At 70.4% G+C, this 22,836-nt stretch carries 25 protein-coding genes; 17 read left to right on the top strand and 8 right to left on the bottom strand.

What is annotated here, in order from left to right:
* The 10 genes from PVE36_RS12485 to ggt all read left to right on the top strand — a co-directional run bounded on the left by PVE36_RS12485 (position 1) and on the right by ggt (position 9,737).
* Positions 1-894, top strand: a complete 894-nt coding sequence (locus tag PVE36_RS12485) for a DUF2520 domain-containing protein (RefSeq protein ID WP_277452781.1) — start codon at positions 1-3, stop codon at positions 892-894.
* Positions 891-1,799 carry a pantoate--beta-alanine ligase gene (panC, locus tag PVE36_RS12480; RefSeq protein ID WP_277452780.1) on the top strand — a complete coding sequence of 303 codons (909 nt, stop codon included), beginning with the start codon at positions 891-893 and terminating at the stop codon, positions 1,797-1,799. Before PVE36_RS12485 ends, panC begins: the two co-directional genes overlap by 4 nt.
* Positions 1,800-1,895: 96 nt before the next feature.
* Positions 1,896-2,342, top strand: coding sequence for an aspartate 1-decarboxylase (gene panD, locus PVE36_RS12475; RefSeq protein ID WP_277452779.1), 447 nt, complete (start codon positions 1,896-1,898; stop codon positions 2,340-2,342).
* Positions 2,335-4,062: an L-aspartate oxidase gene (locus PVE36_RS12470; RefSeq protein ID WP_277452777.1), complete on the top strand. Its 1,728-nt coding sequence runs from the start codon at positions 2,335-2,337 to the stop codon at positions 4,060-4,062. The genes panD and PVE36_RS12470 overlap by 8 nt, the downstream gene beginning before the upstream one ends.
* Positions 4,059-4,943, top strand: a complete 885-nt coding sequence (nadC, locus tag PVE36_RS12465; protein ID WP_277452776.1) for a carboxylating nicotinate-nucleotide diphosphorylase — start codon at positions 4,059-4,061, stop codon at positions 4,941-4,943. Before PVE36_RS12470 ends, nadC begins: the two co-directional genes overlap by 4 nt.
* A gap of 114 nt (positions 4,944-5,057) precedes the next feature.
* The gene (gene lysS, locus PVE36_RS12460; RefSeq protein WP_277455836.1) at positions 5,058-6,509 is read left to right on the top strand and encodes a lysine--tRNA ligase; all 1,452 of its coding nucleotides are present in this window, start codon (positions 5,058-5,060) and stop codon (positions 6,507-6,509) included.
* 2 nt (positions 6,510-6,511) lie between these two features.
* The gene (locus PVE36_RS12455) at positions 6,512-6,724 is read left to right on the top strand and encodes a hypothetical protein (protein WP_277452775.1); all 213 of its coding nucleotides are present in this window, start codon (positions 6,512-6,514) and stop codon (positions 6,722-6,724) included.
* Between the two features lie 74 nt (positions 6,725-6,798).
* Positions 6,799-7,128, top strand: a complete 330-nt coding sequence (locus tag PVE36_RS12450; RefSeq protein ID WP_277452773.1) for an Lsr2 family protein — start codon at positions 6,799-6,801, stop codon at positions 7,126-7,128.
* Positions 7,129-7,289: 161 nt separating this feature from the next.
* Positions 7,290-7,751, top strand: coding sequence for a (2Fe-2S)-binding protein (locus tag PVE36_RS12445; protein WP_277452771.1), 462 nt, complete (start codon positions 7,290-7,292; stop codon positions 7,749-7,751).
* Positions 7,752-7,925: 174 nt separating this feature from the next.
* Positions 7,926-9,737, top strand: coding sequence for a gamma-glutamyltransferase (gene ggt / locus PVE36_RS12440; RefSeq protein ID WP_277452768.1), 1,812 nt, complete (start codon positions 7,926-7,928; stop codon positions 9,735-9,737).
* Positions 9,738-9,739: 2 nt separating this feature from the next.
* On the opposite strand, the gene ligD is transcribed toward ggt, so the two are convergent.
* The 3 genes from ligD to PVE36_RS12430 are packed head-to-tail and all read right to left on the bottom strand — an operon-like array spanning position 9,740 to position 11,551.
* Positions 9,740-10,627, bottom strand: a complete 888-nt coding sequence (gene ligD / locus PVE36_RS12435; RefSeq protein WP_277452767.1) for a non-homologous end-joining DNA ligase — start codon at positions 10,625-10,627, stop codon at positions 9,740-9,742.
* Positions 10,620-10,766: a hypothetical protein gene (locus PVE36_RS16250; RefSeq protein WP_346780588.1), complete on the bottom strand. Its 147-nt coding sequence runs from the start codon at positions 10,764-10,766 to the stop codon at positions 10,620-10,622. Before PVE36_RS16250 ends, ligD begins: the two co-directional genes overlap by 8 nt.
* Positions 10,763-11,551 carry a DNA ligase gene (locus PVE36_RS12430; RefSeq protein WP_346780587.1) on the bottom strand — a complete coding sequence of 263 codons (789 nt, stop codon included), beginning with the start codon at positions 11,549-11,551 and terminating at the stop codon, positions 10,763-10,765. The genes PVE36_RS16250 and PVE36_RS12430 overlap by 4 nt, the downstream gene beginning before the upstream one ends.
* A 63-nt stretch (positions 11,552-11,614) precedes the next feature.
* On the opposite strand from PVE36_RS12430, the gene PVE36_RS12425 reads away from it, so the two are divergent.
* Positions 11,615-12,619: a Ku protein gene (locus PVE36_RS12425; protein ID WP_277452766.1), complete on the top strand. Its 1,005-nt coding sequence runs from the start codon at positions 11,615-11,617 to the stop codon at positions 12,617-12,619.
* Between the two features lie 12 nt (positions 12,620-12,631).
* On the top strand, positions 12,632-13,456 hold the full coding sequence (locus tag PVE36_RS12420; protein ID WP_277452765.1) for a DNA-formamidopyrimidine glycosylase family protein: 825 nt from the start codon (positions 12,632-12,634) through the stop codon (positions 13,454-13,456).
* On the opposite strand, the gene PVE36_RS12415 is transcribed toward PVE36_RS12420, so the two are convergent.
* Positions 13,457-14,044: a flavin reductase family protein gene (locus PVE36_RS12415; RefSeq protein ID WP_277452763.1), complete on the bottom strand. Its 588-nt coding sequence runs from the start codon at positions 14,042-14,044 to the stop codon at positions 13,457-13,459.
* A gap of 178 nt (positions 14,045-14,222) precedes the next feature.
* On the opposite strand from PVE36_RS12415, the gene PVE36_RS12410 reads away from it, so the two are divergent.
* The 3 genes from PVE36_RS12410 to PVE36_RS12400 all read left to right on the top strand — a co-directional run bounded on the left by PVE36_RS12410 (position 14,223) and on the right by PVE36_RS12400 (position 17,788).
* Positions 14,223-14,795 carry a DUF4328 domain-containing protein gene (locus tag PVE36_RS12410; RefSeq protein WP_277452762.1) on the top strand — a complete coding sequence of 191 codons (573 nt, stop codon included), beginning with the start codon at positions 14,223-14,225 and terminating at the stop codon, positions 14,793-14,795.
* On the top strand, positions 14,792-15,097 hold the full coding sequence (locus PVE36_RS12405) for an antibiotic biosynthesis monooxygenase (RefSeq protein WP_277237143.1): 306 nt from the start codon (positions 14,792-14,794) through the stop codon (positions 15,095-15,097). The genes PVE36_RS12410 and PVE36_RS12405 overlap by 4 nt, the downstream gene beginning before the upstream one ends.
* 165 nt (positions 15,098-15,262) lie before the next feature.
* On the top strand, positions 15,263-17,788 hold the full coding sequence (locus tag PVE36_RS12400; RefSeq protein ID WP_277452758.1) for an ATP-dependent Clp protease ATP-binding subunit: 2,526 nt from the start codon (positions 15,263-15,265) through the stop codon (positions 17,786-17,788).
* A 274-nt stretch (positions 17,789-18,062) separates the two neighbouring features.
* Here PVE36_RS12400 and PVE36_RS12395 read toward each other — a convergent pair whose 3' ends face one another.
* The 3 genes from PVE36_RS12395 to PVE36_RS12385 form a co-directional block, all read right to left on the bottom strand.
* The gene (locus PVE36_RS12395; protein ID WP_277452757.1) at positions 18,063-18,572 is read right to left on the bottom strand and encodes an SRPBCC family protein; all 510 of its coding nucleotides are present in this window, start codon (positions 18,570-18,572) and stop codon (positions 18,063-18,065) included.
* On the bottom strand, positions 18,569-18,934 hold the full coding sequence (locus tag PVE36_RS12390) for a metalloregulator ArsR/SmtB family transcription factor (RefSeq protein WP_277452756.1): 366 nt from the start codon (positions 18,932-18,934) through the stop codon (positions 18,569-18,571). Before PVE36_RS12390 ends, PVE36_RS12395 begins: the two co-directional genes overlap by 4 nt.
* Before the next feature lie 88 nt (positions 18,935-19,022).
* Positions 19,023-19,691, bottom strand: a complete 669-nt coding sequence (locus tag PVE36_RS12385; RefSeq protein ID WP_277452754.1) for a DUF305 domain-containing protein — start codon at positions 19,689-19,691, stop codon at positions 19,023-19,025.
* A 190-nt stretch (positions 19,692-19,881) separates the two neighbouring features.
* Here PVE36_RS12385 and PVE36_RS12380 point away from each other — a divergent pair, with 190 nt between their 5' ends.
* Together PVE36_RS12380 and PVE36_RS12375 are read left to right on the top strand one after the other, a co-directional pair.
* The gene (locus tag PVE36_RS12380) at positions 19,882-21,300 is read left to right on the top strand and encodes a hypothetical protein (RefSeq protein ID WP_277452753.1); all 1,419 of its coding nucleotides are present in this window, start codon (positions 19,882-19,884) and stop codon (positions 21,298-21,300) included.
* A gap of 56 nt (positions 21,301-21,356) precedes the next feature.
* The gene (locus PVE36_RS12375; RefSeq protein WP_277452750.1) at positions 21,357-21,854 is read left to right on the top strand and encodes an amino-acid N-acetyltransferase; all 498 of its coding nucleotides are present in this window, start codon (positions 21,357-21,359) and stop codon (positions 21,852-21,854) included.
* A gap of 70 nt (positions 21,855-21,924) precedes the next feature.
* On the opposite strand, the gene PVE36_RS12370 is transcribed toward PVE36_RS12375, so the two are convergent.
* A complete protein-coding gene (locus tag PVE36_RS12370; RefSeq protein WP_277452749.1) occupies positions 21,925-22,812 on the bottom strand; it encodes an A/G-specific adenine glycosylase in 888 nt (295 codons plus the stop codon).
* Between the last annotated feature and the right edge of the window lie 24 nt (positions 22,813-22,836).

Here is a 22,836-nt window from a genome sequence, read left to right as displayed (position 1 = left end):
GTGAACATCCCACCCGTGCCCGAGCGGCCCACCCTGCGCGTCGGGGTCGTCGGATCCGGTCGCGTCGGTGCCGTCCTCGGCGCCGCCCTGCGCGGAGCCGGCCACGAGGTCGTCGCCGTCTCCGCCGTCTCCGAGGCCAGCCGGGACCGCGCCGAGCTGCTCCTGCCCGGCGTCCCGGTCGTGCCCGTGCCCGAGGTCGTCTCCTCCGCGCAGCTCGTCGTCCTCGCCGTGCCCGACGACGCCCTGACCGACCTCGTCGCCGGCCTGCACGCCACCGGTGCCTGGCGCCCCGGGCAGCTCGTCGTCCACACCTCGGGCCGGCACGGGCTGGCCCCCTTCGCCCCGGTCGCCGACGAGGTGCTGGCGATGGCGATCCACCCGGCGATGACCTTCACCGGGACCAGCCTCGACCTCACGCGGCTGCACGAGTGCTGCTTCGGGATCACCGCGCCCGAGGAGATGCGACCGGTCGCCGAGACCCTCGTGGTGGAGATCGGGGGCGAGCCGGTGTGGGTGCCCGAGGAGTCCCGCGGCCGGTACCACGCGGCGCTGGCGCACGGCAGCAACCACCTGGTCACCCTCGTCGCCCAGGCCATGGAGATCCTGCGCACGGCCGGCATCGACCCCGCCGACCGCGTGCTGCGGCCACTGCTCCAGGCGAGCCTGGACAACGCCCTGGCCTCCGGTGACGCGGCCCTGACCGGGCCGGTCGCGCGCGGTGATGCCGGTACCGTGGCCACGCACCTGGACGAGCTGGCGGACCTCCCGCAGGACATCCGTCCCGCCTACCGCGCCCAGGCCAGGGCGACTGCCCTGCGCGCCGCCCGCGCGGGTCGGCTGCGCGCGGACGTGGCCGAGACCATCCTGACGATCCTCGACGAGGAGACCCGATGACCACCACCCCCCTCGTCACCCGCAGCAGGGACGAGCTCGCTGCCGCCCGCGCCGGGCTCACCGACGGCGACGTGGCCGTCGTGATGACCATGGGCGCCCTGCACGAGGGGCACGCCCGGCTCATCCGCACCGCCCGCGAGCGGGCCCGGTACGTCCTGGTGACGATCTTCCTCAACCCGCTGCAGTTCGGGGTGGGCGAGGACCTGTCGAAGTATCCGCGGACCTTCGACGACGATCTGACGATCTGCACCCGTGAAGGGGTCGACCTGGTCTTCGCGCCCACCCCGGACGTGGTCTACCCGGACGGCGACCCCGGCGTGCGCATCTCCGCCGGGCCGCTGGGCAACGTCCTCGAGGGACAGTCGCGGCCCGGTCACTTCGACGGGATGCTCACGGTCGTCGCCAAGCTGATGCACCTCACCCGCGGTGACCTCTTCTACTACGGGCAGAAGGACGCCCAGCAGCTGCTGCTCATCCGTCGGATGGTGCGCGACATCGACTTCCCCGCGACGGTCGTCTCCGTGCCGACCGTGCGCGAGGAGGACGGCCTGGCCATGAGCAGCCGCAACACCTACCTGTCCGAGAGCGACCGGGAGACCGCCCTCAGCCTCTCCCGCGCGCTGCGGGCCGGCGCCGATCGCGCGGTGGAGGGGCCCTCGGCGATCCGACGGGCCGCCCGGGAGGTCCTCATCAGCGAGCCGCTCGCGCTGGTGGACTACCTCGTGCTCGTCCACCCCTCGAGCCTGGACGAGGTGCCGGAGTGGTACCGCGGCGAGGCACTGCTGGCCGTCGCCGCCAAGGTCGGCACCACCCGCCTCATCGACAACATCCCGGTCCTCGTCGGTCCGGGGGGTGGGGCGCTCGAGGTCTTCTCCGACGTGCCCCACGCCGCCCTCCACGACTGAGCGTGCCGGAGGTCTCGCTCCACACGTCGTGACGGCGGTACCGCGCTGATGCGAGACTGGACGACGGTCAATCGCCGAGATGAAGGACAACTGGTCGTGCAGCGTTACATGCTCCACAGCAAGATCCACCGGGCCACGGTCACCCAGGCCGACCTGCACTACGTCGGGTCGCTGACGATCGACCGCGACCTCATGGACGCCGCGAACATGCTCCCCGGGCAGCAGGTCGACATCGTCGACGTCGACAACGGCAACCGGCTGACCACCTATGCCATCGAGGGGGAGCGCGGCAGCGGGATCATCTGCATCAACGGCGCCGCCGCCCGCCTCGTCCAGCCCGGTGACACGATCATCATCATCGCCTATGCCTCCATGGACGACCACGAGGCGCGGACCTACGAGCCCCAGGTCGTCTTCGTCGACGGGGACAACGCCTTCGTCGACCAGTACCACGACGTGGGCGACGTGCCGGAGGGCTTCGGGCTGAGCACCTCGGCGGTCACCCACCGTGACCACCCGGGTGACGGAAGCGCCGGTGCCTGACGCGGACGAGGTGGTCGCGCTCCCGCGCTTCCTCACCGCGCCGCCGCCCGGCTGGACGGCGGATGCGGACGTGCTCGTCGTCGGGTCCGGCATCGCCGGGCTGACCTGCGCGCTGCGCCTGCGCGAGCACGTCGACCGGGTGCTGCTGGTGACCAAGACAGAGCTGTCCGCCGGGTCGACCACGTGGGCCCAGGGCGGGATCGCCGCTGCCCTCGCACCAGAGGACTCCGCGGCCGAGCACCTCGACGACACCCTCGTCGCCGGCGTCGGCCTGTGCGACGAGTCGGCCGTCGAGGTGCTCGTCACCGAGGGCCCCGCGCGGGTGCGCGAGCTCATCGGGCTCGGCGCGCGGTTCGACACCGACGACGCCGGCGAGATCACGCTCACCCGCGAGGGTGGCCACCACCGCGACCGGATCGCGCACGCCGGTGGTGACGCCACCGGAGCGGAGATCTCGCGGGCGCTCATCGCCCAGCTCGAGGCCGTGCGCGCCGACCCCGGGATCGAGGTCATCGAGAACGCCCTCGTCGTCGACCTGCTCACCTCGGCCGAGGGTTCCGTGTGCGGCGCGACCGTCCATGTCATCGGCGAGGGGGAGATCGACGGGGTGGGGGCCGCGCGGTCCCGGGCCGTCGTCCTCGCCACCGGAGGGCTCGGCCAGATCTACTCCTCGACGACCAACCCTCCCGTGGCCACGGGCGACGGCATGGCGGTCGCCCTGCGTGCCGGCGCAGCGCTCGCCGATCTCGAGTTCGTGCAGTTCCACCCGACCGTCATGCACCTCGGCCCGGGGGCGAGCGGTCAGCAGCCGCTGGTCTCCGAGGCGGTGCGCGGCGAGGGCGCGGTCCTCGTCGACGCGACCGGCGAGGCCTTCATGGCCGGCATTCACCCGCTGGCCGACCTCGCACCCCGGGACGTCGTCGCCCGGGCAATCCTCGAGCGGATGGAAGCGACCGGCTCCGACCACGTCCTCCTCGACGCGCGGCACCTCGGCGGGGAGTTCCTCGAGCGGCGCTTCCCGACGATCGTCGCCCGGTGCCGCGAGCTGGGCATCGACCCCGCGACCGAGCCCATTCCGGTGGCCCCCGCGCAGCACTACGCCTCGGGCGGGGTGCGCACCGACCTGCGCGGCCGCACCAGCCTGCCCGGCCTCTACGCCTGCGGGGAGGTCTCGTGCACCGGCGTGCACGGCGCCAACCGCCTCGCGAGCAACTCCCTCCTCGAGGGGCTCGTCTTCGCCCACCGGATCGCCGAGGACCTCGTGGAGCGGCTGGCCGCCGGCGAGCTGCCCTTCGTCGACGCACCGGGCGAGGGGACCACCGGCCTCCTCGACGCCGCTCACCGCCCCGCCCTGCAGGAGACGATGACGACGGGGGTCGGCCCCCTTCGCTCCGGGGGGTCCACGCGCTCGGCGCTGGCCTCCCTGCAGGAGCTGGCCGCGGCCACGTCCGACGCGGAGCCGGGACCGCGCAGCTGGGAGACGACCAACCTGCTCCACCTCGGGCAGGCGCTGGCCACCGCCGCCCACCTGCGCGAGGAGACCCGCGGCGGCCACGTGCGCCACGACCACCCGGTCGCCGACGACGCCGGCTGGTCCGCGCACCTCGTCCACGTGCGCGACCCCGACGGCGAGCTGGCCGTCATCCGTCTGGACGTCGACCTCTGCTGGCCGCAGCCGCGCGAGGCACCCGAGACCGAGACGCTGGAGGGCGTGCAGTGACCGACCCGGACTTCCCGCTCGAGGCCGCCCGCCGGCTCGTCGACACCGCTCTGGCGGAGGACCTCGGTCCGGACGGTCTCGACGTCACGAGCTCCGCCACCATCCCGGCCGACCAGGTCGCGACCGGTCACGTGGTCGCCCGCGAGCGCGGGGTCCTCGCCGGCGCACCCGTCATCGCGCTCGTCCTCGAGGGGGTCGCCGCGCTGACCGGAGGGACGCCCCCTTCGCTCGACGTGCGGATCGCCGACGGGACCCGGTTGGCGGCCGGCGACGTCATCGCCGTCCTCGACGGATCCGTCCGGCAGGTACTCATGGCCGAGCGGACGCTGCTCAACGTCATGTCCCGACTGTCCGGGATCGCCTCGCACACCCGCCGCTGGGCGGACGCGCTGGCCGGGACCGGGTGCAGCGTGCTCGACACCCGCAAGACCACGCCCGGCATGCGCGAGCTGGAGAAGTACGCGGTGCGCGCCGGTGGGGGGACGAACAAGAGGATGGGCCTCTTCGACGTCGCGATGGTCAAGGACAACCACGTCGTCGCCGCCGGGGGAGTGGGCGCCGCGTACACCGCCATCCGCGAGCGCTTCCCCGGGATCGCGATCGAGGTGGAGGTCGAGTCGACCGAGCAGGCGCTGGAGGCGCTCGAGGTCGGGGCCCGGTTCCTCATGTGCGACAACATGTCGCTCGACCTGCTGCGCACGACGGTCGACGCGGCCCGGGCCCGTGCGGCCGAGCTCGGTGTGTCCGTCGAGATCGAGGCGACCGGCGGGCTGAGCCTGGCGGTGGCCGCCGAGTACGGCTCCACCGGGATCGACTACATGAGCGTCGGTGGGCTGACCCACTCCTCGCCGATCATCGACCTCGCGCTCGACCTGGTCTGAGCCCCCTCTCCCGGGACCGAGGCGATTCGGGCGCCGACCGGTCCGCGGATATCGTGGGGGATCGTGAGTGACGAGCCGACCGAGACCCCTGCCGACGACGAGCTGCCGGAGCAGATGCGCATCCGGCGCGAGAAGCGCGACCGCATCCTCGCCGACGGCAAGCAGGCCTACCCGGTCGGCGCCGCGCGCACCCACTCCCTCGCGCAGGTCAACGAGACCTGGGGCCACCTGGAGACCGGCGAGGAGACCCAGGACGTCGTCACCGTCGCCGGTCGCGTGATGTTCGTGCGCAACACCGGCAAGCTCGCCTTCGCCGCCCTGCAGGAGGGCGTCGGCACCCGCCTGCAGATCATGCTCTCGCTCGCCGAGGTCGGCCAGGAGGCCCTCGACTCGTGGAAGCACGACGTCGACCTCGGTGACCACGTCGCCGTCACCGGGCGCGTCATCCGCTCCCGCCGCGGGGAGCTGTCTGTCATGGCCACCTCCTGGTCGATGGCCTCCAAGGCGCTGCGCCCCCTTCCCGTCCTGCACAAGGAGCTGTCGGAGGAGGCGCGGGTGCGCCAGCGCTATGCCGACCTCGTCGTGCGCCAGGAGGCCCGCGACATGGTCCGGCTGCGCGCGGGGATCGTTCGGGCCATTCGCGAGACCCTGCACGCCCGTGAATTCATCGAGATCGAGACGCCGGTGCTGCAGCTCGTGCACGGTGGCGCCGCGGCGCGTCCTTTCGATACGCACATGAATGCCTTCGACCAGGGGATGTCGCTGCGCATTGCCCTCGAGCTGCCGTTGAAGAAGGCCGTCGTCGGTGGTGTGGACCGTGTCTACGAAATGGGGCGCCTTTTCCGCAACGAGGGTGTGGACTCCACACACTCCCCGGAATTCACCTCGCTCGAGGTCTACGAGGCCTGGGGTGACCAGTTCACGATGGCCGAGCTGATCAAGGCGCTCATTCTTGCCGCTGCCGATGTCGCCGGGACCCGCCGGGTGACCACTCCCGCCGGGGAGGTCGACCTCGATGGTGAGTGGCGGTGGCTGTCCTTCTACCCCGCCCTGAGCGAGGCCGTCGGCGAGGACGTCGACGTGACCACCCCGGTCGAGCGCCTGCGCGAGATCGCGGAGGCGAACGGGGTCTCCCTCGACCCGTCCTGGGACGCCGGCAAGGCCGCCATGGAGATGGTCGCCGAGCTCGTCGAGCCCACCTGCATCCAGCCCACCTTCATCTGCGACTACCCGGCGATCGCCCAGCCGCTGGCCCGCCCGCACCGGGAGAAGGAGGGCCTCATCGAGGCCTGGGACCTCTTCATCGGCGGTGTCGAGCGGGGCACGGCGTTCTCCGAGCTGATCGACCCGGTCATCCAGCGCGAGGTCCTCGAGGACCAGTCCCGGCGCGCCGCTGCCGGCGACGACGAGGCGATGCAGCTGGACGAGGACTTCCTGCGGGCGCTGGAGTTCGGCGCGCCGCCGATGGGTGGACTCGGTCTGGGCATCGATCGCCTGATCATGCTCTTCACCGGCGTCGGCATCCGCGAGACGATCCTCTTCCCCCACCTGAAGCCCGAGGCCTGATCATGGGTGCATTCATTGCCGAGTACTGGCCCTATCTGGCCGCGCTGCTGCCGACGGTCGGGGTGGGTTATCTCTTCTACTGGATCATCCGCTACATGATCGAGGCCGACCGCAGTGAGCGAAAGGCCATTGCGAAATGGAATGCGGAGCACGGTGACAACCTCAAGGGAAATCACCAGCCGCTCCCCAAGAAGGACGGACCTGTGGACAAATAATTGGGCGATTCATCGGATTCCTGACTATTGTGGAATGCATCCCAAAGACTTTCTTCAATTGAACGGAGCCCGACATGGCCCAGCGTGTCCAGATCATCCTCGAGGACGACATCGACGGGGGTGAGGCCACCGAGACCGTCACCTTCGGTCTTGATGGCGTCAGCTACGAGATCGACCTCAACGAGAAGAACGCGACCGCCCTGCGCGACGCCCTTGCCGGGTACGTCGGCGCCGGTCGGCGGGTGGCCGGTCGTCGCAGCAGCGGATCGTCCTCCTCGTCGCGTTCCAACAGCAACGAGCTGGCGAAGATCCGCGAGTGGGCCCGGGCCAACGGCCACGAGGTGTCCGACCGCGGCCGGATCAGCAAGAAGGTCCGCGACGCCTACGCCAAGGCCACGGGCTGAGCGAGGTCGGCGCCGCTGAGCTGCGTGCCGCGGTCGCGCAGCTCGACCGGCACCTCGCCTTCCTCACGGTCCGGGTCGCCGACGACGGCGACCCGGACCGGGGCGTTCCGCTCGCCCGTGCGCTGCAGGTCGCACCGCGGTGGATCGAGGCCTACCGACAGGTGACGATCGCCCAGTCCGGCACCGCGCCGGCCGGGATGCCCTCGGCGTTCGTCCTGCAGTACCTGCTCGACCCGCTCGCGACGGTCATCGCGACCGCGGCGGTGCGCACCCCCTTCGCCCTCGACGCCGAACCGGCGCTGTGGTCCCTCGACCTCGACCCGTCCTACCTCTACCCGGTCGCGGTGCAGGTGCGCCCCGGCGGCCACCAGCGGGTCGAGGACGACGTCGAGCGGCTGGAGACGGCCTGGGCGGGGTACCGCGAGACCGGCACCACCCTGGCCACCCGGTTGCCGACACCGACGAAGATGAGCAGCCGGCAGCGGCTCGGCATGGTCGAGGACATGTGGGAGATCGCCCTCGCCCGGCTCGTCGGAGCGCCGCCGCCGGAGCGGACGTCGTGCTGCCTCATGTACGCCCTGCCCGGCCTGGACGCCTGTGCCGGCTGCCCGCGACGGGCGTGAGGCATTGATGGGGCGAACGTCAACCCGCGGGTGATTCGTCGGCGCGTTCACCTCCACCGACCGATCGTCTCGTGTGGCGCACCTCACATCACGGCTATAGGGTCGGTCGGGACCACACCCACACGTCGGACAGCCTGACCGCCCGGTGGTGTTCGACCCGGCCAGGGAGTACACATGGGCACAACGAGACCGCGCGCCAGCTACCTCGTGGCGCTGGCTGCCGCCGGAGCGCTGGGGCTGTCGATGACGGCAGCACCGGCCAGCGGGGACCCTCGCGCCGAGGACAAGAATCCGACCGCGAGCGGCTTCGGCGGAGCAGTCACGTCGGTCGATCCGTCCGCGAGTGCGGTCGGACTGGAAGTGCTGCGCAAGGGCGGGAACGCGACCGACGCCGCAATCGCCACCACGGCTGCACTCGGCGTCACCGAGCCCTTCAGCACCGGCATCGGTGGCGGCGGGTTCTTCGTCCACTACGACGTCGACACCGGCGAGGTCGAGACCATCGACGGTCGCGAGGAAGCCCCGATGGGGATGACGAAGGACGCCTTCGTCAACCCGGACACCGGAGGGTTGTACCCGTTCTCGCCGGAGCGCGTGACGAGTGGCGTCGCCGTCGGGGTGCCCGGCACCCTGGCGACGTGGGACGCGGCACTCGCGCAGTGGGGCAGTTACTCCATGGCCGACGCGCTCCGACCCGCGACCCAGCTCGCACGCCGCGGATTCGTGGTCGACGACACCTTCCGCTCCCAGATCCTCGACAACGAGGAGCGGTTCTCGGCCTTCAGCTCGACGTCCGAGCTCTACCTGCCTGACGGCGAGGCCCCCGAGGTCGGGTCAATCTTCCGCAACCGGGATCTTGCGCACACCTACGGACTGATCTCGCGGAAGGGTGCGGACAGCTTCTACAACGGTCCGCTCGCCGAGGAGGTCGTCTCTGCCGTGCAGAATCCCCCCGTCGTCGAGGACACGGACCTGCCGGTGCCGCCCGGGTCGATGGAGACCTCCGACCTCGCCGACTACGAGGTGCGCACCCCGGAGCCGACGCACAACGACTACCGCGGGTACGACGTCTACGGCATGGCGCCGCCGTCCAGCGGTGGCACCACCGTCGGTGAGATCCTCAACATCTTGGAGCAGTACGACCTCGGCTCGATGCCGCAGGACCAGGCACTCCACCACTACCTGGAGGCCAGTGCCCTGGCCTACGCCGACCGTGGGGCCTACCTGGGGGATTCCGAGTTCGTCGACGTCCCCGTCGAGGAGCTGCTGTCGGACGGCTTCGCCGGGGAGCGCTCCTGCCAGATCGATCCCGAGCGGGCCGCCGACAAGCCGGTGGACGCAGGTGAGGCCGACGGGGACTACGTGGAGTCGTGCGACCAGGTCCCCGAGACCGTCGGGGCATCCGGCGAGGACTCCGAGGGCCTGTCGACCACGCACCTGACCGTGGCCGACCAGTGGGGCAACGTGGTCTCGTACACCACCACGATCGAGCAGACCGGTGGGAGCGGCATCGTGGTGCCGGATCGAGGTTTCCTGCTCAACAACGAGCTGACGGACTTCTCGGCCGACCCCGACGACACGGGCCCGAACAGCATCGCGCCCGGCAAGCGTCCTCGCTCGTCCATCTCGCCGACCATCGTGCTCGAGGACGGCGAGCCGGCCATGGCGCTGGGGTCCCCCGGTGGGTCGACCATCATCACCACGGTGGCGCAAACCCTGGTCAACCGGATCGATTTGGGCATGGACATGGAGTCGGCTCTGGCTGCGCCCCGGGCCAGCCAGCGAAACACGACGACGGTGAGCGCTGAGCCCGAGTTCACCGCCGCCCACGGCGCGGCGCTGAGGGCCTACGGTCACGAGTTCTCCGCGGTCTCCGAGATCGGTGCGCTCACCGCGATCGAGTTCCTGCCCGACGGCAGCACGACAGCGGTGGCCGAACCGGTGCGGCGCGGAGGCGGGGATGCCCGCGTCGTCGACCCCCGTTAGGGTCAGGCGGGCAGCAGCGGCTCGAGCGGGTCGCCGTGTTCCTCGAGCCGGACGAGGACCTCGTCGAAGTCCAGCTGCTGCAGCGCCTCCGCGTCCTCCGCCCCGGCCTCGACCTCGTCCCACGTGCGCGGTGCCGCCACCCACGGGTCGTCCCGACCGCGCATCGAGTACGGGCAGACGGTCGTCTTGGCCGCGACGTTCTGGCTCCAGTCGAGGAAGACCTTCCCCGGGCGCAGCGACTTGGTCATCTTCCACAGCACCAGGTCGGGATGGTTCTTGGTCATCTCCTGCGCCAGCTGCTGGGCGAGGTCGCGCACCTGGTTGCTCGTGAGGTCACCGCCGAGCGGGGCGTAGAGCTGCATCCCCTTGCTGCCGGAGGTGACCGGGTACAGGTCGAGCCCCAGGCGTCCGAGGCGTTCGCGCAGCAGCAGGGCGACCCGGGCGCACTCGTGCAGCCCGGCCGGCTTGCCCGGGTCCAGGTCGATGACCAGCCGGTCGGGGTTGAGCCGCGCGCCGTCCTCGTCCACCCGCCACTGCGGGACGTGCAGCTCGATGCTGTTGAGGTTGACGAGGTAGGTCAGGTGGGCGAGGTCCTCCACGAGGGGGAAGGTCACGTCGTCCACCTGCACCCGCGGCAGCCAGCTCGGTGCCCCGGACGGCAGGTTCTTCTCGAAGAAGCTCTCCCCGCCGGTCCCGTGCGGCCATCGCACCCGCGTCACGGGACGCTGCGCCAGGTGCGCCAGGAGCGTCTCACCGGCCCGGGCGTAGTAGGCGAGGATCTCCCCCTTCGTCGTCTCGGTGGCGGGGTACATCACCTTCTCCAGCGAGGTCAGGCGCATCGTGCGCCCGGCCACCTCGACCCTCGTGACGCTTCCGCGTGAGTCAGCCATCGGTCGTCTCCCACAGGTCGGCGGTGGTCAGGTCGGTGCGGGTGCGCAGGTACGAGGGCTGGCGCAGGCGGCCGCTCCCGCGGCCCAGGCTGGCGACGTCGATGACGACCTCCGGCTCGACCCACGTCGTCCCCTTCACGTCCTCGCGCGGCACCTCGGAGGCGAAGGGGAGTCGCCCCGCTCGAGGGGACGGAGCCGCTCGAGCATGGCGGCTCCCGCACGGCCGGCGAGGCCGGCGCCGACCCGACCGACGAAGTCCCACCCGTCGGGCCCCGGGACCCCCACGAGGACGGCGCCGAGCAGGGTGCCGCCGATCTCCCTCCGCCAGCCGCCGACGACGACGGACTCGCTGTCGCGGTGCGGGCGCTTGCGCCAGTCGGGGGAGCGGCGACCGGCGGCGTAGGGGGAGGAGCGGCGCTTAGAGACGATGCCCTCCAGACCCTGCTCCGCGGTCGCCGCGAGCAGGCCCTGGCCGTCGTCGTGGGTCGGCGGGACCTGCCAGCGGGACCCGTCGATGTCGAGCTGCTCCAGCAGCGTCCGGCGCGCCGACCACGGCTGGGCGGTGAGGTCCTGGCCGAGCAGCCGCAGCAGGTCGAAGGCCATGAGCGTCACCGGGCGGGAGCCGGCGAGCGTGGCCGCGCGGCGGGCGTTCGTCACGTGCATGCGTTCGGTGAGACCGGCGAAGGAGGGACGGCCGTCGACCAGGGCGACGAGCTCGCCGTCGAGGACCATGTCGTCGTAGAGCTGCGCCAGCGGTGCGAGCTCGGGGTAGGCGACCGTGACGTCCCGACCGGTGCGACTCGTCACGGTGAGGGCACCCCCCTTCGCCTCGACGATGACGCGCATCCCGTCCCACTTGACCTCGTGGACCCACTCCGCGCCCTGCGGCACGGCGTCGGTGAGCGTGGCGAGCATCGGTCGCATGACCCCATCCTGCCCCGTGTACCCGCGTAGTCTGAGGTGGACGCTCACCCTCGGGAGGAATGCATGCGCGCCATCTGGAAGGGGGCCGTCTCCTTCGGCCTCGTCAACGTCCCGGTCCGGCTGTACTCCGCGACGGAGAACCACGACGTCCAGTTCCGACAGGTCCACCGCACCGACGGCGGCCGCATCCGCTACAAGCGCTTCTGCAGCATCGACGGCGAAGAGGTCGCCTACGACGACATCGCCAAGGGGTACGAGACCGAGGACGGGGAGATGGTCATCCTCACCGACGAGGAGATGGCCGGCCTGCCGACCCGGTCGAGCAAGGAGATCAGCGTCGAGAAGTTCGTCCCCGAGGACCAGATCGACCCGATGCTCCTCGACAAGAGCTACTACCTCGAGCCCGACAAGTCGGCCACCAAGCCCTATGTCCTCCTGCGCGAGGCGCTCGAGGCGCAGGGCCGGATGGCCGTGGTCACCGTCGCCATCCGCACCCGGATGACGATGGCGGTGCTGCGCGTGCGCGAGGGCGTCATCGTCATGCAGACGATGCTGTGGCCCGACGAGATCCGCAGCGCCGACTTCGCCGCGGTCGACGAGGCGGGTGAGGCCTCCGAGAAGGAGATGGCCATGGCCCGCCTGCTCATCGACGAGCTCGCCGGCGACTACGACGCCGACGAGTTCGAGGACGACTACGCGATCGCCGTCCAGGACCTCGTCCGCGCCAAGATCGAAGGGGGAGAGGTGCGCGCCCCGGAGACCGAGGAGGAGGAGGGTGGCGAGGTCGTCGACCTCTTGGCCGCCCTGGCCCAGTCGGTCGAGAAGGCCAAGAAGTCCCGTGGGGAGAGCACCGGCTCATCGCAGGAGGACCGGGAGGAGTCGCCGACCGCCCAGGAGTCCGGCTCGACGCCGGCGAAGAAGAGCGCGGCCAAGAAGAGCACCGCGAAGAAGTCCACCGCCAAGAAGGCGCCGGCGAAGAAGAGCGCCGCCAAGAAGTCCACGGCGAAGAAGAGCGCTGCCAAGAAGACCTCGGCGAAGAAGTCCACCCCCAAGAAGAAGGCGAGCTGACCCCCCTTCGCCATGCCTGAAGGCCACACCCTCCACCGGATCGCCCGCGACCTGCACGCCGCCTTCGCCGGCCGGGTCGTGTCCGTGTCGTCCCCGCAGGGGCGCTTCGCCGCCGGCGCGGCACTGCTCGACGGCCACGAGGTGGTCGAGGCGCGCGCCCATGGCAAGCACCTCTTCGTCGAGTTCGCCGGCGAGCGGGTCCTGCACGTGCACCTGGGCCTGATCGGCACCTTCGTCATCGACTCGATCGCGTACGTGGGCGAGCGTCCGGTCACCGGTCAGGTGCGCTGCCGCATCGCGACCGGACGCCACGTCGCCGACCTGCGTGGCCCCATCGTCTGCGCCGCCATCACCCCCGACGAGGAGGCCGCCGTCCACGCCAAGCTCGGTCCCGACCCACTGCGGGACACCGACGGTGGGCGTGCGTGGGAGCGGATCCACCGCTCGCGCAAGTCGATCGCGGCCCTGCTGATGGAGCAGGACGTGCTGGCCGGGATCGGCAACGTCTACCGCTGCGAGGTGCTCCACCGGCACCGGATCAACCCGATGACCCCGGGGGAGCGGCTCAAGCGGGCGTCGTGGGAGCTGATCTGGGCGGACCTGCGCCGGCTCCTGCCGCTCGGCGTGGCGACGGGGCGGATCGTCACCGACGTGGCCGAGGTGGACGAGATCGAGGCGGCCCTGGCGAAGGGGGAGGACGTGCACCTCGACGAGCGGACGAGCTCGGTCTACAAGCGGACGGGCGAGGAGTGCGGTCGGTGCGGCTCCGTCATCAGGGCGAAGGACGTCGCCGGTCGCACCCTCTACTGGTGCGGGAACTGCCAGCGGCGCAGCTGATCAGGGCCGTTCCGGCCGGGTGAGGTGCATGACCTCCGGCGGGCGTCCCCACTCGTCACGTCCCAGCCGCGAGAGCGGCCGCAGCGCCTCCATCGTCGGCCGCCCGTCCACGAGGGCGTCGTCGCGCACGGTGATGGCACTGACCTCGCCGATGACGAGGTGGGAGTTGCCGAGCTTGAGGCTCGAGTGCAGGCGGCACTCGATGGAGGTGGCGGATTCGGCGACCCGGGGGACGGGCACGACCTCGCTCGGCTCGAGGGGGATGTGCAGCGCGTCGGCCTCGTCCACGTCGGCGGCGAAGGGGGCGCTGCTCGCGTTGGCGAGGTCCTCCATCCCCTCGGACACGAGGTTCACCACGAAGTATCCGGTGGCGAGGATGTTGCGCAGCGTGTCCTTCCTCCCGACGGAGGAGAAGCTGACCATCGGAGGCTTCTGGCAGGCGACGTTGAAGAACGAGTGCGGGGCGAGGTTGCCGACGCCGTCGGGGCCCACGGTCGTGATCCAGGCGATGGGCCGCGGCACGACGATCGAGGTGAGCAGGTCGTACGGGTTCGTGGCCGGGTCGCTGGTGTCGAAGACCGTGCGCATGGGTTCAGCGTAGTGATGTCGACGTTGTCCACAGGCGCTCTACGTCACCGCGCGACGTCGACGATGACCGCCATAGGTTCGGTCCATGAGCATTCACGACGCCACGATCACTTCCGCAGGGACCGCCCCACGACGGTCTGTCGGCCCACGCCTGAGCAGGGTCAGGGCTGCGTCCGTCATGGCACTCGGCTCGGCCTTCGCCACGACGTTCCTGACGCTGGCGGGTGCGGCTGTGGTGACGGTGCGCCGGCGGGAACTGCACGCGTGGATGGAGGGCTCGGCGGCCACGACCGCCGGCCTTGATGTCGCCAACGACCTCATCGCCCTGTCCGGGTTGGTGTTCGTCGCCGCCTTCTTCCTCACTGGCTGGTGGCTCGTCGAGCTGCGAAGGGTGGCCGAGTGGTACCAGCCGAGCGGCCTGCAACGCAGGTCCTCGTGGTGGGCCTTCGCCGGCTGGGTCGTGCCGGTCGTCAACCTGTGGTTCCCGTACCAGCTGGTGGCCGACTCCAGTCGTGCTCTGCGGTCGCGAGTGACGAACTTCTGGCCGTGGTGGATCGCCTGGCTGCTCGTCGGCGTCGGCCGCGTGCTCGATCCCACGGGCGGCGAGCTGGCGACCGTCGCTGACGTCGATCGATGGATCCTGGCGGAGCAGGTCAACGCGGTGATCACCCTGATCGCCTTCGTGTGCTGGTGGCGGGTCGTGCGGGGCGCGACGTCCGCGGCGAGCACTGCGGCTACGGTCGGACCATGAGCATCGTCAAGATCAACGCCATCACCGTGCCCGAGCAGGCGCGTGAGGAGTTCGAGCGTCGCTTCGCCGCCCGCAAGGGGGCCGTCGACCAGGAACCGGGGTTCGAGGGTTTCCAGCTGCTGCGTCCGACGGAGGGCGAGGAGCGCTACTTCGTCCTCACGTGGTGGGCCGACGAGGAGTCCTTCGCCGCGTGGCGGGACGGCAACGCCAGCGAGGCGCACTCGGGACAGCAGCAGCAGCCGGTCGCCACCGGCACCCAGCTCATGGGCTTCGACGTCGTCCTCGACTCGCCCAAGCCGTGAGCGGCCCGGATTTTGTGCGCTGAGAGCGAACACGCCCGAGCTGGCTCCCGCCGTGGAACAGCCTCGCGGGAAATGACGTTGGCACCCGTGACAAGGCTTGACTCCGAGTACTCGGGGTAGGCACGTAGCATCGTGGTCTGAGCGACACGTGAAGGGGTAGATCCCATGTTCGAACGGTTCACCGACCGGGCCCGCCGGGTCGTGGTCCTGGCCCAGGAGGAGGCACGCCTCCTCAACCACAACTACATCGGGACCGAGCACATCCTGCTCGGGCTCATCCACGAGGGCGAAGGGGTGGCGAGCAAGGCGCTCGAGTCCCTGGGGGTCTCGCTCGATGCCGTCCGCGAGCAGGTCCAGGACATCATCGGTCCCGGCCAGCAGGCGCCGTCGGGGCACATCCCCTTCACCCCGCGCGCCAAGAAGGTCCTCGAGCTCTCCCTGCGCGAGGCGCTGCAGCTCGGCCACAACTACATCGGCACCGAGCACATCCTCCTCGGCCTCATCCGTGAGGGCGAAGGGGTGGCTGCCCAGGTCCTCGTCAAGCTCGGCGCGGACCTCGGCCGGGTGCGCCAGACCGTCATCCAGCTGATCTCCGGCTACCAGGGTGGCAAGGAGGGCCAGGCCGCTGGTGTCGGCGCGGGCTCCGGCCCGCAGGAGGGCCAGCCCGCGGGCTCGCTCGTCCTCGACCAGTTCGGTCGTAACCTCACCCAGGCCGCCCGGGACGGCCAGCTCGACCCGGTCATCGGGCGGACCAAGGAGGTCGAGCGCATCATGCAGGTGCTCTCGCGCCGCACGAAGAACAACCCGGTCCTCATCGGTGAGCCCGGCGTCGGCAAGTCCGCCGTCGTCGAGGGCCTCGCCCAGGACATCGTCGACGAGAACGTCCCGGAGACGCTGAAGGACAAGCAGCTCTACACGCTCGACCTCGGCTCCCTCGTGGCCGGCAGCCGCTACCGCGGTGACTTCGAGGAGCGCCTGAAGAAGGTGCTCAAGGAGATCAAGACGCGCGGCGACATCATCCTCTTCATCGACGAGATCCACACCCTCGTCGGTGCCGGAGCGGCCGAGGGCGCCATAGACGCCGCGAGCATCCTCAAGCCGATGCTGGCCCGTGGTGAGCTGCAGACCATCGGCGCGACCACGCTCGAGGAGTACCGCAAGCACATCGAGAAGGACTCCGCGCTCGAGCGCCGCTTCCAGCCGATCCAGGTCGACGAGCCCTCGCTGGCGCACGCCATCGAGATGCTCAAGGGCCTGCGCGACCGGTACGAGGCGCACCACAAGGTGACCATCACCGACGCGGCGATCGTCGCCGCGGTGACGATGGCCGACCGTTACGTCAACGACCGCTTCCTGCCGGACAAGGCGATCGACCTCATCGACGAGGCGGGCGCGCGCCTGCGCATCCGCCGGATGACGGCGCCGCCGGAGCTGAAGGAGTTCGACGACAAGATCGCGCAGGTGCGTCTGGAGAAGGAGTCGGCCATCGACGGCCAGGACTTCGAGAAGGCCGCCAGCCTGCGTGACGACGAGAAGAACCTGCTCGCGGACAAGGCCAAGCGCGAGGAGGAGTGGAAGGCCGGCGACATGGACATCGTGGCCGAGGTCGACGAGGAGCTGATCGCCGAGGTGCTCGCCGCCTCGACCGGCATCCCCGTCTTCAAGCTCTCCGAGGAGGAGTCCAGCCGCCTGCTCAACATGGAGGGCGAGCTGCACAAGCGGGTCATCGGCAACGACGACGCGATCCACGCCCTCTCGGCGGCGATCCGTCGCACCCGCGCCGGTCTGAAGGACCCGCACCGCCCCGGCGGCTCGTTCATCTTCGCCGGCCCCACCGGTGTCGGCAAGACCGAGCTGGCCAAGGCGCTCGCGGAGTTCCTCTTCGGCGACGAGGACAGCCTGATCACCCTCGACATGTCGGAGTACTCCGAGAAGCACACGGTCAGCCGTCTCTTCGGCTCGCCCCCCGGCTACGTCGGCTACGACGAGGGTGGTCAGCTGACGGAGAAGGTGCGCCGCAAGCCGTTCTCGGTGGTCCTCTTCGACGAGGTGGAGAAGGCCCACCCGGAGATCTTCAACTCGCTGCTCCAGGTCCTCGAGGACGGTCGCCTGACCGACTCGCAGGGTCGGATGGTCGACTTCAAGAACACCATCATCCTGATGACGACGAACCTCGGCACCCGGGACATCTCCAAGGGGTCGATGGGCTTCGTCGCCAACACGGACGACCGCACGGACTACGAGCGGATGAAGGGCAAGGTCATCGACGAGCTGAAGAACCACTTCCGTCCGGAGTTCCTCAACCGCGTCGACGACACGATCGTCTTCCCGCAGCTGAGCAAGGACGAGCTGATCCAGATCGTCGACCTCGAGGTCGCCAAGCTCGACAAGCGCCTCAAGGACAAGGACATGGGCATGGAGCTCACGTCCGCGGCGAAGGAGCTGCTGGCCAAGCGTGGCTACGACCCGGTGCTGGGTGCCCGTCCGCTCAAGCGGACCATCCAGCGCGAGATCGAGGACGTGCTCTCCGAGAAGATCCTCTTCGGCGAGCTGCACGCCGGCGAGATCGTCGCGGTGGACGTCGAGGGCGAGGGCAAGTCCGCGAAGTTCACCTTCCACGGCACGCCCAACGTCGGCGAGCTCGACGTCCCGCTCATCGAGGCGGGCGACGGCGGGTCCTCCTCCGACTGACCGCACAGCACGAAGGGGGCGGCCACCATCGAGGTGGTCGCCCCCTTCGTCGTGCTCCGGTCCGAGAAGGCCGTCCGGGCAGTCCTGAGGTGACCGGGAAACCTCGGGATGATCGCTTCGTGGCCCGGCCGTGTCGAGGTTTACCGGCCCGGGCGCTCATTCCCTCAAGCGCGAGGGGAGGGAGCGTCCCAGTCGAGGGTCCTTCGGACGCGGTCGGTGAAGGTGTCGGCGGCCGAGCGATGGCGCTCGACGACCGACAGCTCGGTCAGCGAGGTCATGTGACCTCCCCGGCGTCGAGCATCGAGTCGAGGGTGGCGTAGCCGTCGTTGATGCCGACGTCCATCCCGGAGGCGAGCATCTGCTCGCGTGCCTCGAAGGAGTCGACGAGCGAGCTGACCACCAGGCGGCTCCACCCGTCCCCGAGGTCCTCGAAGGTCACCGTGTCCAGGGACACCCCGTCGGGGTAGCCCTCCCAGGTGAATGTCTGCACGATCCGGTCCGCTCGCACCTCGTGGAAGCATCCGTGGAACCGGAACTCCTCGGCGTCGGCCCCTTCACCCCGGATGTTGGTGAACCGCCAGCTGCCGCCGGTGCGTGCCTCCCAGTGGTCGATGCGGGTGGACAGGTCCTTCGGGCCGATCCAACGGGCGTAGAGGTCCGGGTCCGTGTGCGCGCGGAACAGCTGCTCGGGCGTGGCCCGGAAGTCCCGGGTGATGCGTAGGACGGGGACCTCCGGGTCGGCCTCGATGCTGGCGGTGGTGACGTGGGTGGTTGCGGCGTTCATCGGTCTGCTCCTGCATCAGTGGTGTGCGTGCCGGGCGAAGGGGGTTCGCCGAGCACCTCCTCGAGCCGGACCATGCGGTCCTCGGCCCGTCGGTGGTGTCGCTCGATCCAGGTGGTCAGGGTGGCCAGCACCTCGCTCTCGAGGTGGACCGGGCGGCGTTGCGCCTCACGACTGCGGGTGACCAGGCCGGCGTCCTCGAGCACCCTCAGGTGCTTGCTGACGGCCTGCAGACTCACGTCGTAGTGGGCGGCGAGGTCGGAGACGGTGGCGTCACCGACGGTGAGGCGGGCGACGATGTCCCGCCGGATGGGGTCGGCCAGGGCGGCGAAGGCTCGGGACAGCTGGTCCGGGGTCCTGGCCATACCACCCTCCGCCCATTAATCAACCAAAAGGTTGAATACAACGGTACGCCGGATGAGGGTCGTGGTCAACCATGTGGTTGACCACAGGTCAGAGGCGCGTGCGCATCGCCTTCATCTGCGAGATCTGCTTGGTCTGGGTCACGGTGATGTCGTCGCACAACTCCTCGGTGCGGACCGCCTCGCCCTGGTCGCCCAGCCTCGTGCACATCTCGATGGCGCCCTCGTGGTGGGCGACCATCAGGTCGAGGTAGAGCCGGTCGGCCCCGCTGCCCTTCGCGGCCTCCAGCTCGTCGAGCTCCTCCCGGGTGGCCATCCCCGGCATCGAGTGCCCGTGACCGCTGTTCATGCCGAAGGTCGGGTTCTCCGCCTGCGGGGGGACCTTCTTGTCCCAGCTCTGCAGGATCTGCCCCATCGCGCGCATCTCCGGCTCCTGCTCGTCCGAGATGCGTGCGGCCAGGCTGCGGACCTTGTCGTCCTCGAGGTCTCCGTCGACCAACTCGCCCATGACGATGGCCTGGGCGTGGTGGCCGATCATGTCCTCGAGGAAGGAGACGTCGGCGGCGTTGTGCGCGTCACTCGGCGTGGCGACCGCCTCGGTGCCGCTCAGGGACGAGTTGGGTTCGCCGGGGGTGCCGGGCTGGAGCACCGGGGCGTCGGGCGACGTCGCGCTGGGCGAGGGTGTGGACTCAGCGCCCGAGCAGGCCGCGAGGGCCAGGGTGCCCGTGAGGAGGACGGTGACGGCGCGGGGGTGGATCACCCGGGTGACGGTAGCCCTCACGGCGGTGCCCGTGGGCGCAGCGCGGGGCGACCTTGGCGATCCTGACGAAGTCCTGACCAAACCTCGTGCTCTCCCGGGGCCACGGTGAGCCCCGGGCGCGACAGGGTGAGGTGCATCACGCGGTCGGTTTCCCCCCTGCCGGTCGCACGCCACCAGCCGGAGGACAAGTATGCGCAGACCCACCATCGCCCTCATGGCCGCTGCGGCACTCGTGATCCCGAGTGCCGGCATCGCCGCAGCAGAGGGCCCCGATGACCGTGTCGGGGTGTCCGGCACCGACCTGCAACCCGATGAGATCGGCCGCAGCGCGAACATGGCCCACCTGGCCAACCTCGCGCCCTCGGGCTCGCTCGCCGAAGGCATCGGTACCGATCTCGCCTTCCAGGACGGCAAGGCCTTCGTGGGCAACTACGACGGCTTCTCGGTCGTCGACATCAGCAACCCTGGGAGCCCCGAGACCATCGTCCAGGTCAAGTGCCCCGGCTCGCAGAACGACATCTCCGTCTCCGGCGACCTGCTGTACCTGTCCACCGACTCCTCGCGCAGCGACGACTCGTGTGCCTCGACCAGCCAGTCGGCCACCGAGAAGGGCAGCTGGGAGGGCATCAAGATCTTCGACATCTCCGACCTGGCCAACCCGCAGTACATCAAGTCCGTCGAGACCGCGTGCGGGTCGCACACCCACACCCTGGTCCCTGGCAAGGGCAGGACCCGGGGCAACGACTACCTCTACGTCTCGAGCTACTCCCCGCGTGCGGAGTACCCGGACTGCCAGCCGCCGCACGACCTGATCTCGATCGTCGAGGTGCCGACCGCCTCGCCGACCGACGCCGAGGTCATCGACACGCCGAACCTCTTCCCCGAGGGTGGCAACCCGGGAGGCCCCGGGCCGACGCCGATCGCGAACCGGTCGGCCACGACCGGCTGCCACGACATCACCGCGTTCCCGCAGCAGGGGATCGCCGCCGGCGCCTGCATGGGTGACGGCATCATCATGGACATCAAGAAGCCCGAGCAGCCCGAGGTCATCGAGCGGGTCCGCGACGACGAGAACTTCGCCTTCTGGCACTCGGCGACCTTCAACGCCGACGGCACGAAGGTGATCTTCACCGATGAGCTCGGGGGCGGTGGCGCCGCGACCTGCAACGCGGACATCGGCCCGAAGCGCGGCGCCAACGCGATCTACGACCTCGACCGCCAGGGGGAGCTGACCTTCCGCTCCTACTACAAGATCCCGCGCCACCAGCACGACGTGGAGAACTGCGTCGCCCACAACGGCTCGGTCATCCCGGTGAAGAACCGCGACATCATGGTCCAGGCCTGGTACCAGGGTGGTGTCAGCGTCTGGGACTTCACCGACTCCGAGAACCCGCGTGAGCTGGCCTACTTCGAGCGCGGCCCGGTGTCGGCGGAGGAGGGCATCGGTGGGTCGTGGTCGTCCTACTACTACAACGGCCACATCTACTCCTCGGACATCCGGCGTGGTTTCGACGTGCTGAAGTTCAACGACCCGGCGACGGCGGGTGCCGACCAGCTGGACCTCGGCGAGCTGAACGTGCAGAGCCAGCCGAAGTACAAGACGCGCTGACCCCCCTTCGCGTCCACCTGCGCCCCCGCCCCGTGGCGGGGGCGTAGGTTTGCCCGGTGAGCGTCACCATCCGTCGAGCCCGCACCACGGACGTGTGGGCCATCCGCGACCTCGTTGCCCCGCTGGCCGAGCGTCGGGTCCTCGTCAGCAAGGACACCGTCGCCTACTTCGAGGGACTGCAGGAGTTCCGAGTCGCCGAGATCGACGGCGAGGTCGTCGGCTGTGGCGCCCTGCACGTGATGTGGGAGGACCTCGCCGAGATCCGCACGCTCGCGGTCGCGGACGCGCACCTCGGCCGCGGGGTCGGGGGCCGGCTGCTGCAGGCACTCACCGATGATGCCGTTGCCCTGGGTGTGCAGCGCCTGTTCTGCCTGACCTTCGAGACCGAGTTCTTCACCCGGCACGGGTTCGAGGAGATCGACGGGCAGGCCGTCGACCCCGAGGTCTACGTCGAGCTGCTGCACTCCTACGACGAGGGCGTGGCGGAGTTCCTCGACCTCGAGCGGGTCAAGCCCAACACCCTGGGCAACTCCCGCATGCTCCGCCAGCTCTGACCACCCCTCGGAGCGGCATTCCCCGGGGTCGTGCGAAGGGGGTCGACCGCCGGCTCGTGCGGCCGACGGCTCAGGAGGGCAGCGAGTAGTGGCCGTCCGCGTCCTGCTCGGCCAGTCCGTCCTCGAGCAGGCCGGCCAGGCACCGCTCGACCTTGGACTCGTCGTCGGGCCACGTGGCGGCGATCGCGGTGCGCGTCACCGGGTCCGGGCTCTCCCGCAGCAGCTGGACGATGCGCCCGCGGACCTGCCGGTCCGTCCCGTGCCACGCCTGGCCGCGCCTCGGCGGCCCGTCGTGCTCGGGACGTCCGGCGAGCTGCCAGGCGCACAGGTGCGCGACGGGGCACTCGTCGCACCCGGGGGAGCGGGCCGTACACACGAGTGCCCCCAGCTCCATGACCGCGGCATTCCACGCGTTCGCCTCGTCCCGCTCGCGGGGCATCGACTGCTCGGCCAACCGGGACTCGGCGACCGTGAGCGACGCAGCGGCGTGCTGGTGTCCGGTGACCGTCCGGGCGAGGACCCGTCGGACATTCGTGTCGACGACCGTGCGCGGGTCACCGAAGGCGAAGGACGCGACCGCTGCGGCGGTGTAGGCACCGACACCCGGCAGCGCGAGCAGGTCCGCGTGCTCGCGCGGGACCTCACCCCCGTGCCGCTCGACCATGACCGTCGCCGACTCCCACAGGCGCAGCGCGCGGCGCGGGTAGCCGAGACGCTCCCACATCCGTACCGCCTCACCGGGGGCGTCCGCGGCGAGGTCGAAGGGGGTGGGCCAGCGCTCCATCCAGCGCTCCCAGACGGGGAGCACCCGGGCGATGGGGGTCTGCTGGGACATCACCTCGGAGAGGTAGACACCCCACGCGGAGCAGTCGGGCTCGCGCCAGGGCAGGTCTCGTCCGTGGTCGGCGTACCAGGAGGTGACGGCATGGTGGAGCAGCGGTCCAGCGGCGTCGGTCATGGCAGCGTGCTCCCGTCGAACTGG

Origin of the sequence: Janibacter sp. DB-40 (assembly GCF_029510815.1) — a bacterium.
Lineage (GTDB): Bacteria > Actinomycetota > Actinomycetes > Actinomycetales > Dermatophilaceae > Janibacter.
Note: the sequence above shows the minus strand (reverse complement) of the source record. Positions and strands in the feature narration are given on the sequence as shown.

What these genes read in the sequence shown, in the direction of transcription:
- panC (WP_277452780.1), top strand. Translation starts at nt 891, where the DNA reads ATGACCACCACCCCCCTCGTCACCCGCAGCAGGGACGAGCTCGCTGCC.
- lysS (WP_277455836.1), top strand. Translation starts at nt 5,058, where the DNA reads ATGCGCATCCGGCGCGAGAAGCGCGACCGCATCCTCGCCGACGGCAAG.
- PVE36_RS12455 (WP_277452775.1), top strand. Translation starts at nt 6,512, where the DNA reads ATGGGTGCATTCATTGCCGAGTACTGGCCCTATCTGGCCGCGCTGCTG.
- PVE36_RS12450 (WP_277452773.1), top strand. Translation starts at nt 6,799, where the DNA reads ATGGCCCAGCGTGTCCAGATCATCCTCGAGGACGACATCGACGGGGGT.
- ggt (WP_277452768.1), top strand. Translation starts at nt 7,926, where the DNA reads ATGGGCACAACGAGACCGCGCGCCAGCTACCTCGTGGCGCTGGCTGCC.
- ligD (WP_277452767.1), bottom strand. Translation starts at nt 10,627, where the DNA reads ATGGCTGACTCACGCGGAAGCGTCACGAGGGTCGAGGTGGCCGGGCGC.
- PVE36_RS12430 (WP_346780587.1), bottom strand. Translation starts at nt 11,551, where the DNA reads ATGCGACCGATGCTCGCCACGCTCACCGACGCCGTGCCGCAGGGCGCG.
- PVE36_RS12425 (WP_277452766.1), top strand. Translation starts at nt 11,615, where the DNA reads ATGCGCGCCATCTGGAAGGGGGCCGTCTCCTTCGGCCTCGTCAACGTC.
- PVE36_RS12420 (WP_277452765.1), top strand. Translation starts at nt 12,632, where the DNA reads ATGCCTGAAGGCCACACCCTCCACCGGATCGCCCGCGACCTGCACGCC.
- PVE36_RS12415 (WP_277452763.1), bottom strand. Translation starts at nt 14,044, where the DNA reads ATGCGCACGGTCTTCGACACCAGCGACCCGGCCACGAACCCGTACGAC.
- PVE36_RS12410 (WP_277452762.1), top strand. Translation starts at nt 14,223, where the DNA reads ATGGCACTCGGCTCGGCCTTCGCCACGACGTTCCTGACGCTGGCGGGT.
- PVE36_RS12405 (WP_277237143.1), top strand. Translation starts at nt 14,792, where the DNA reads ATGAGCATCGTCAAGATCAACGCCATCACCGTGCCCGAGCAGGCGCGT.
- PVE36_RS12400 (WP_277452758.1), top strand. Translation starts at nt 15,263, where the DNA reads ATGTTCGAACGGTTCACCGACCGGGCCCGCCGGGTCGTGGTCCTGGCC.
- PVE36_RS12395 (WP_277452757.1), bottom strand. Translation starts at nt 18,572, where the DNA reads ATGAACGCCGCAACCACCCACGTCACCACCGCCAGCATCGAGGCCGAC.
- PVE36_RS12390 (WP_277452756.1), bottom strand. Translation starts at nt 18,934, where the DNA reads ATGGCCAGGACCCCGGACCAGCTGTCCCGAGCCTTCGCCGCCCTGGCC.
- PVE36_RS12380 (WP_277452753.1), top strand. Translation starts at nt 19,882, where the DNA reads ATGCGCAGACCCACCATCGCCCTCATGGCCGCTGCGGCACTCGTGATC.
- PVE36_RS12370 (WP_277452749.1), bottom strand. Translation starts at nt 22,812, where the DNA reads ATGACCGACGCCGCTGGACCGCTGCTCCACCATGCCGTCACCTCCTGG.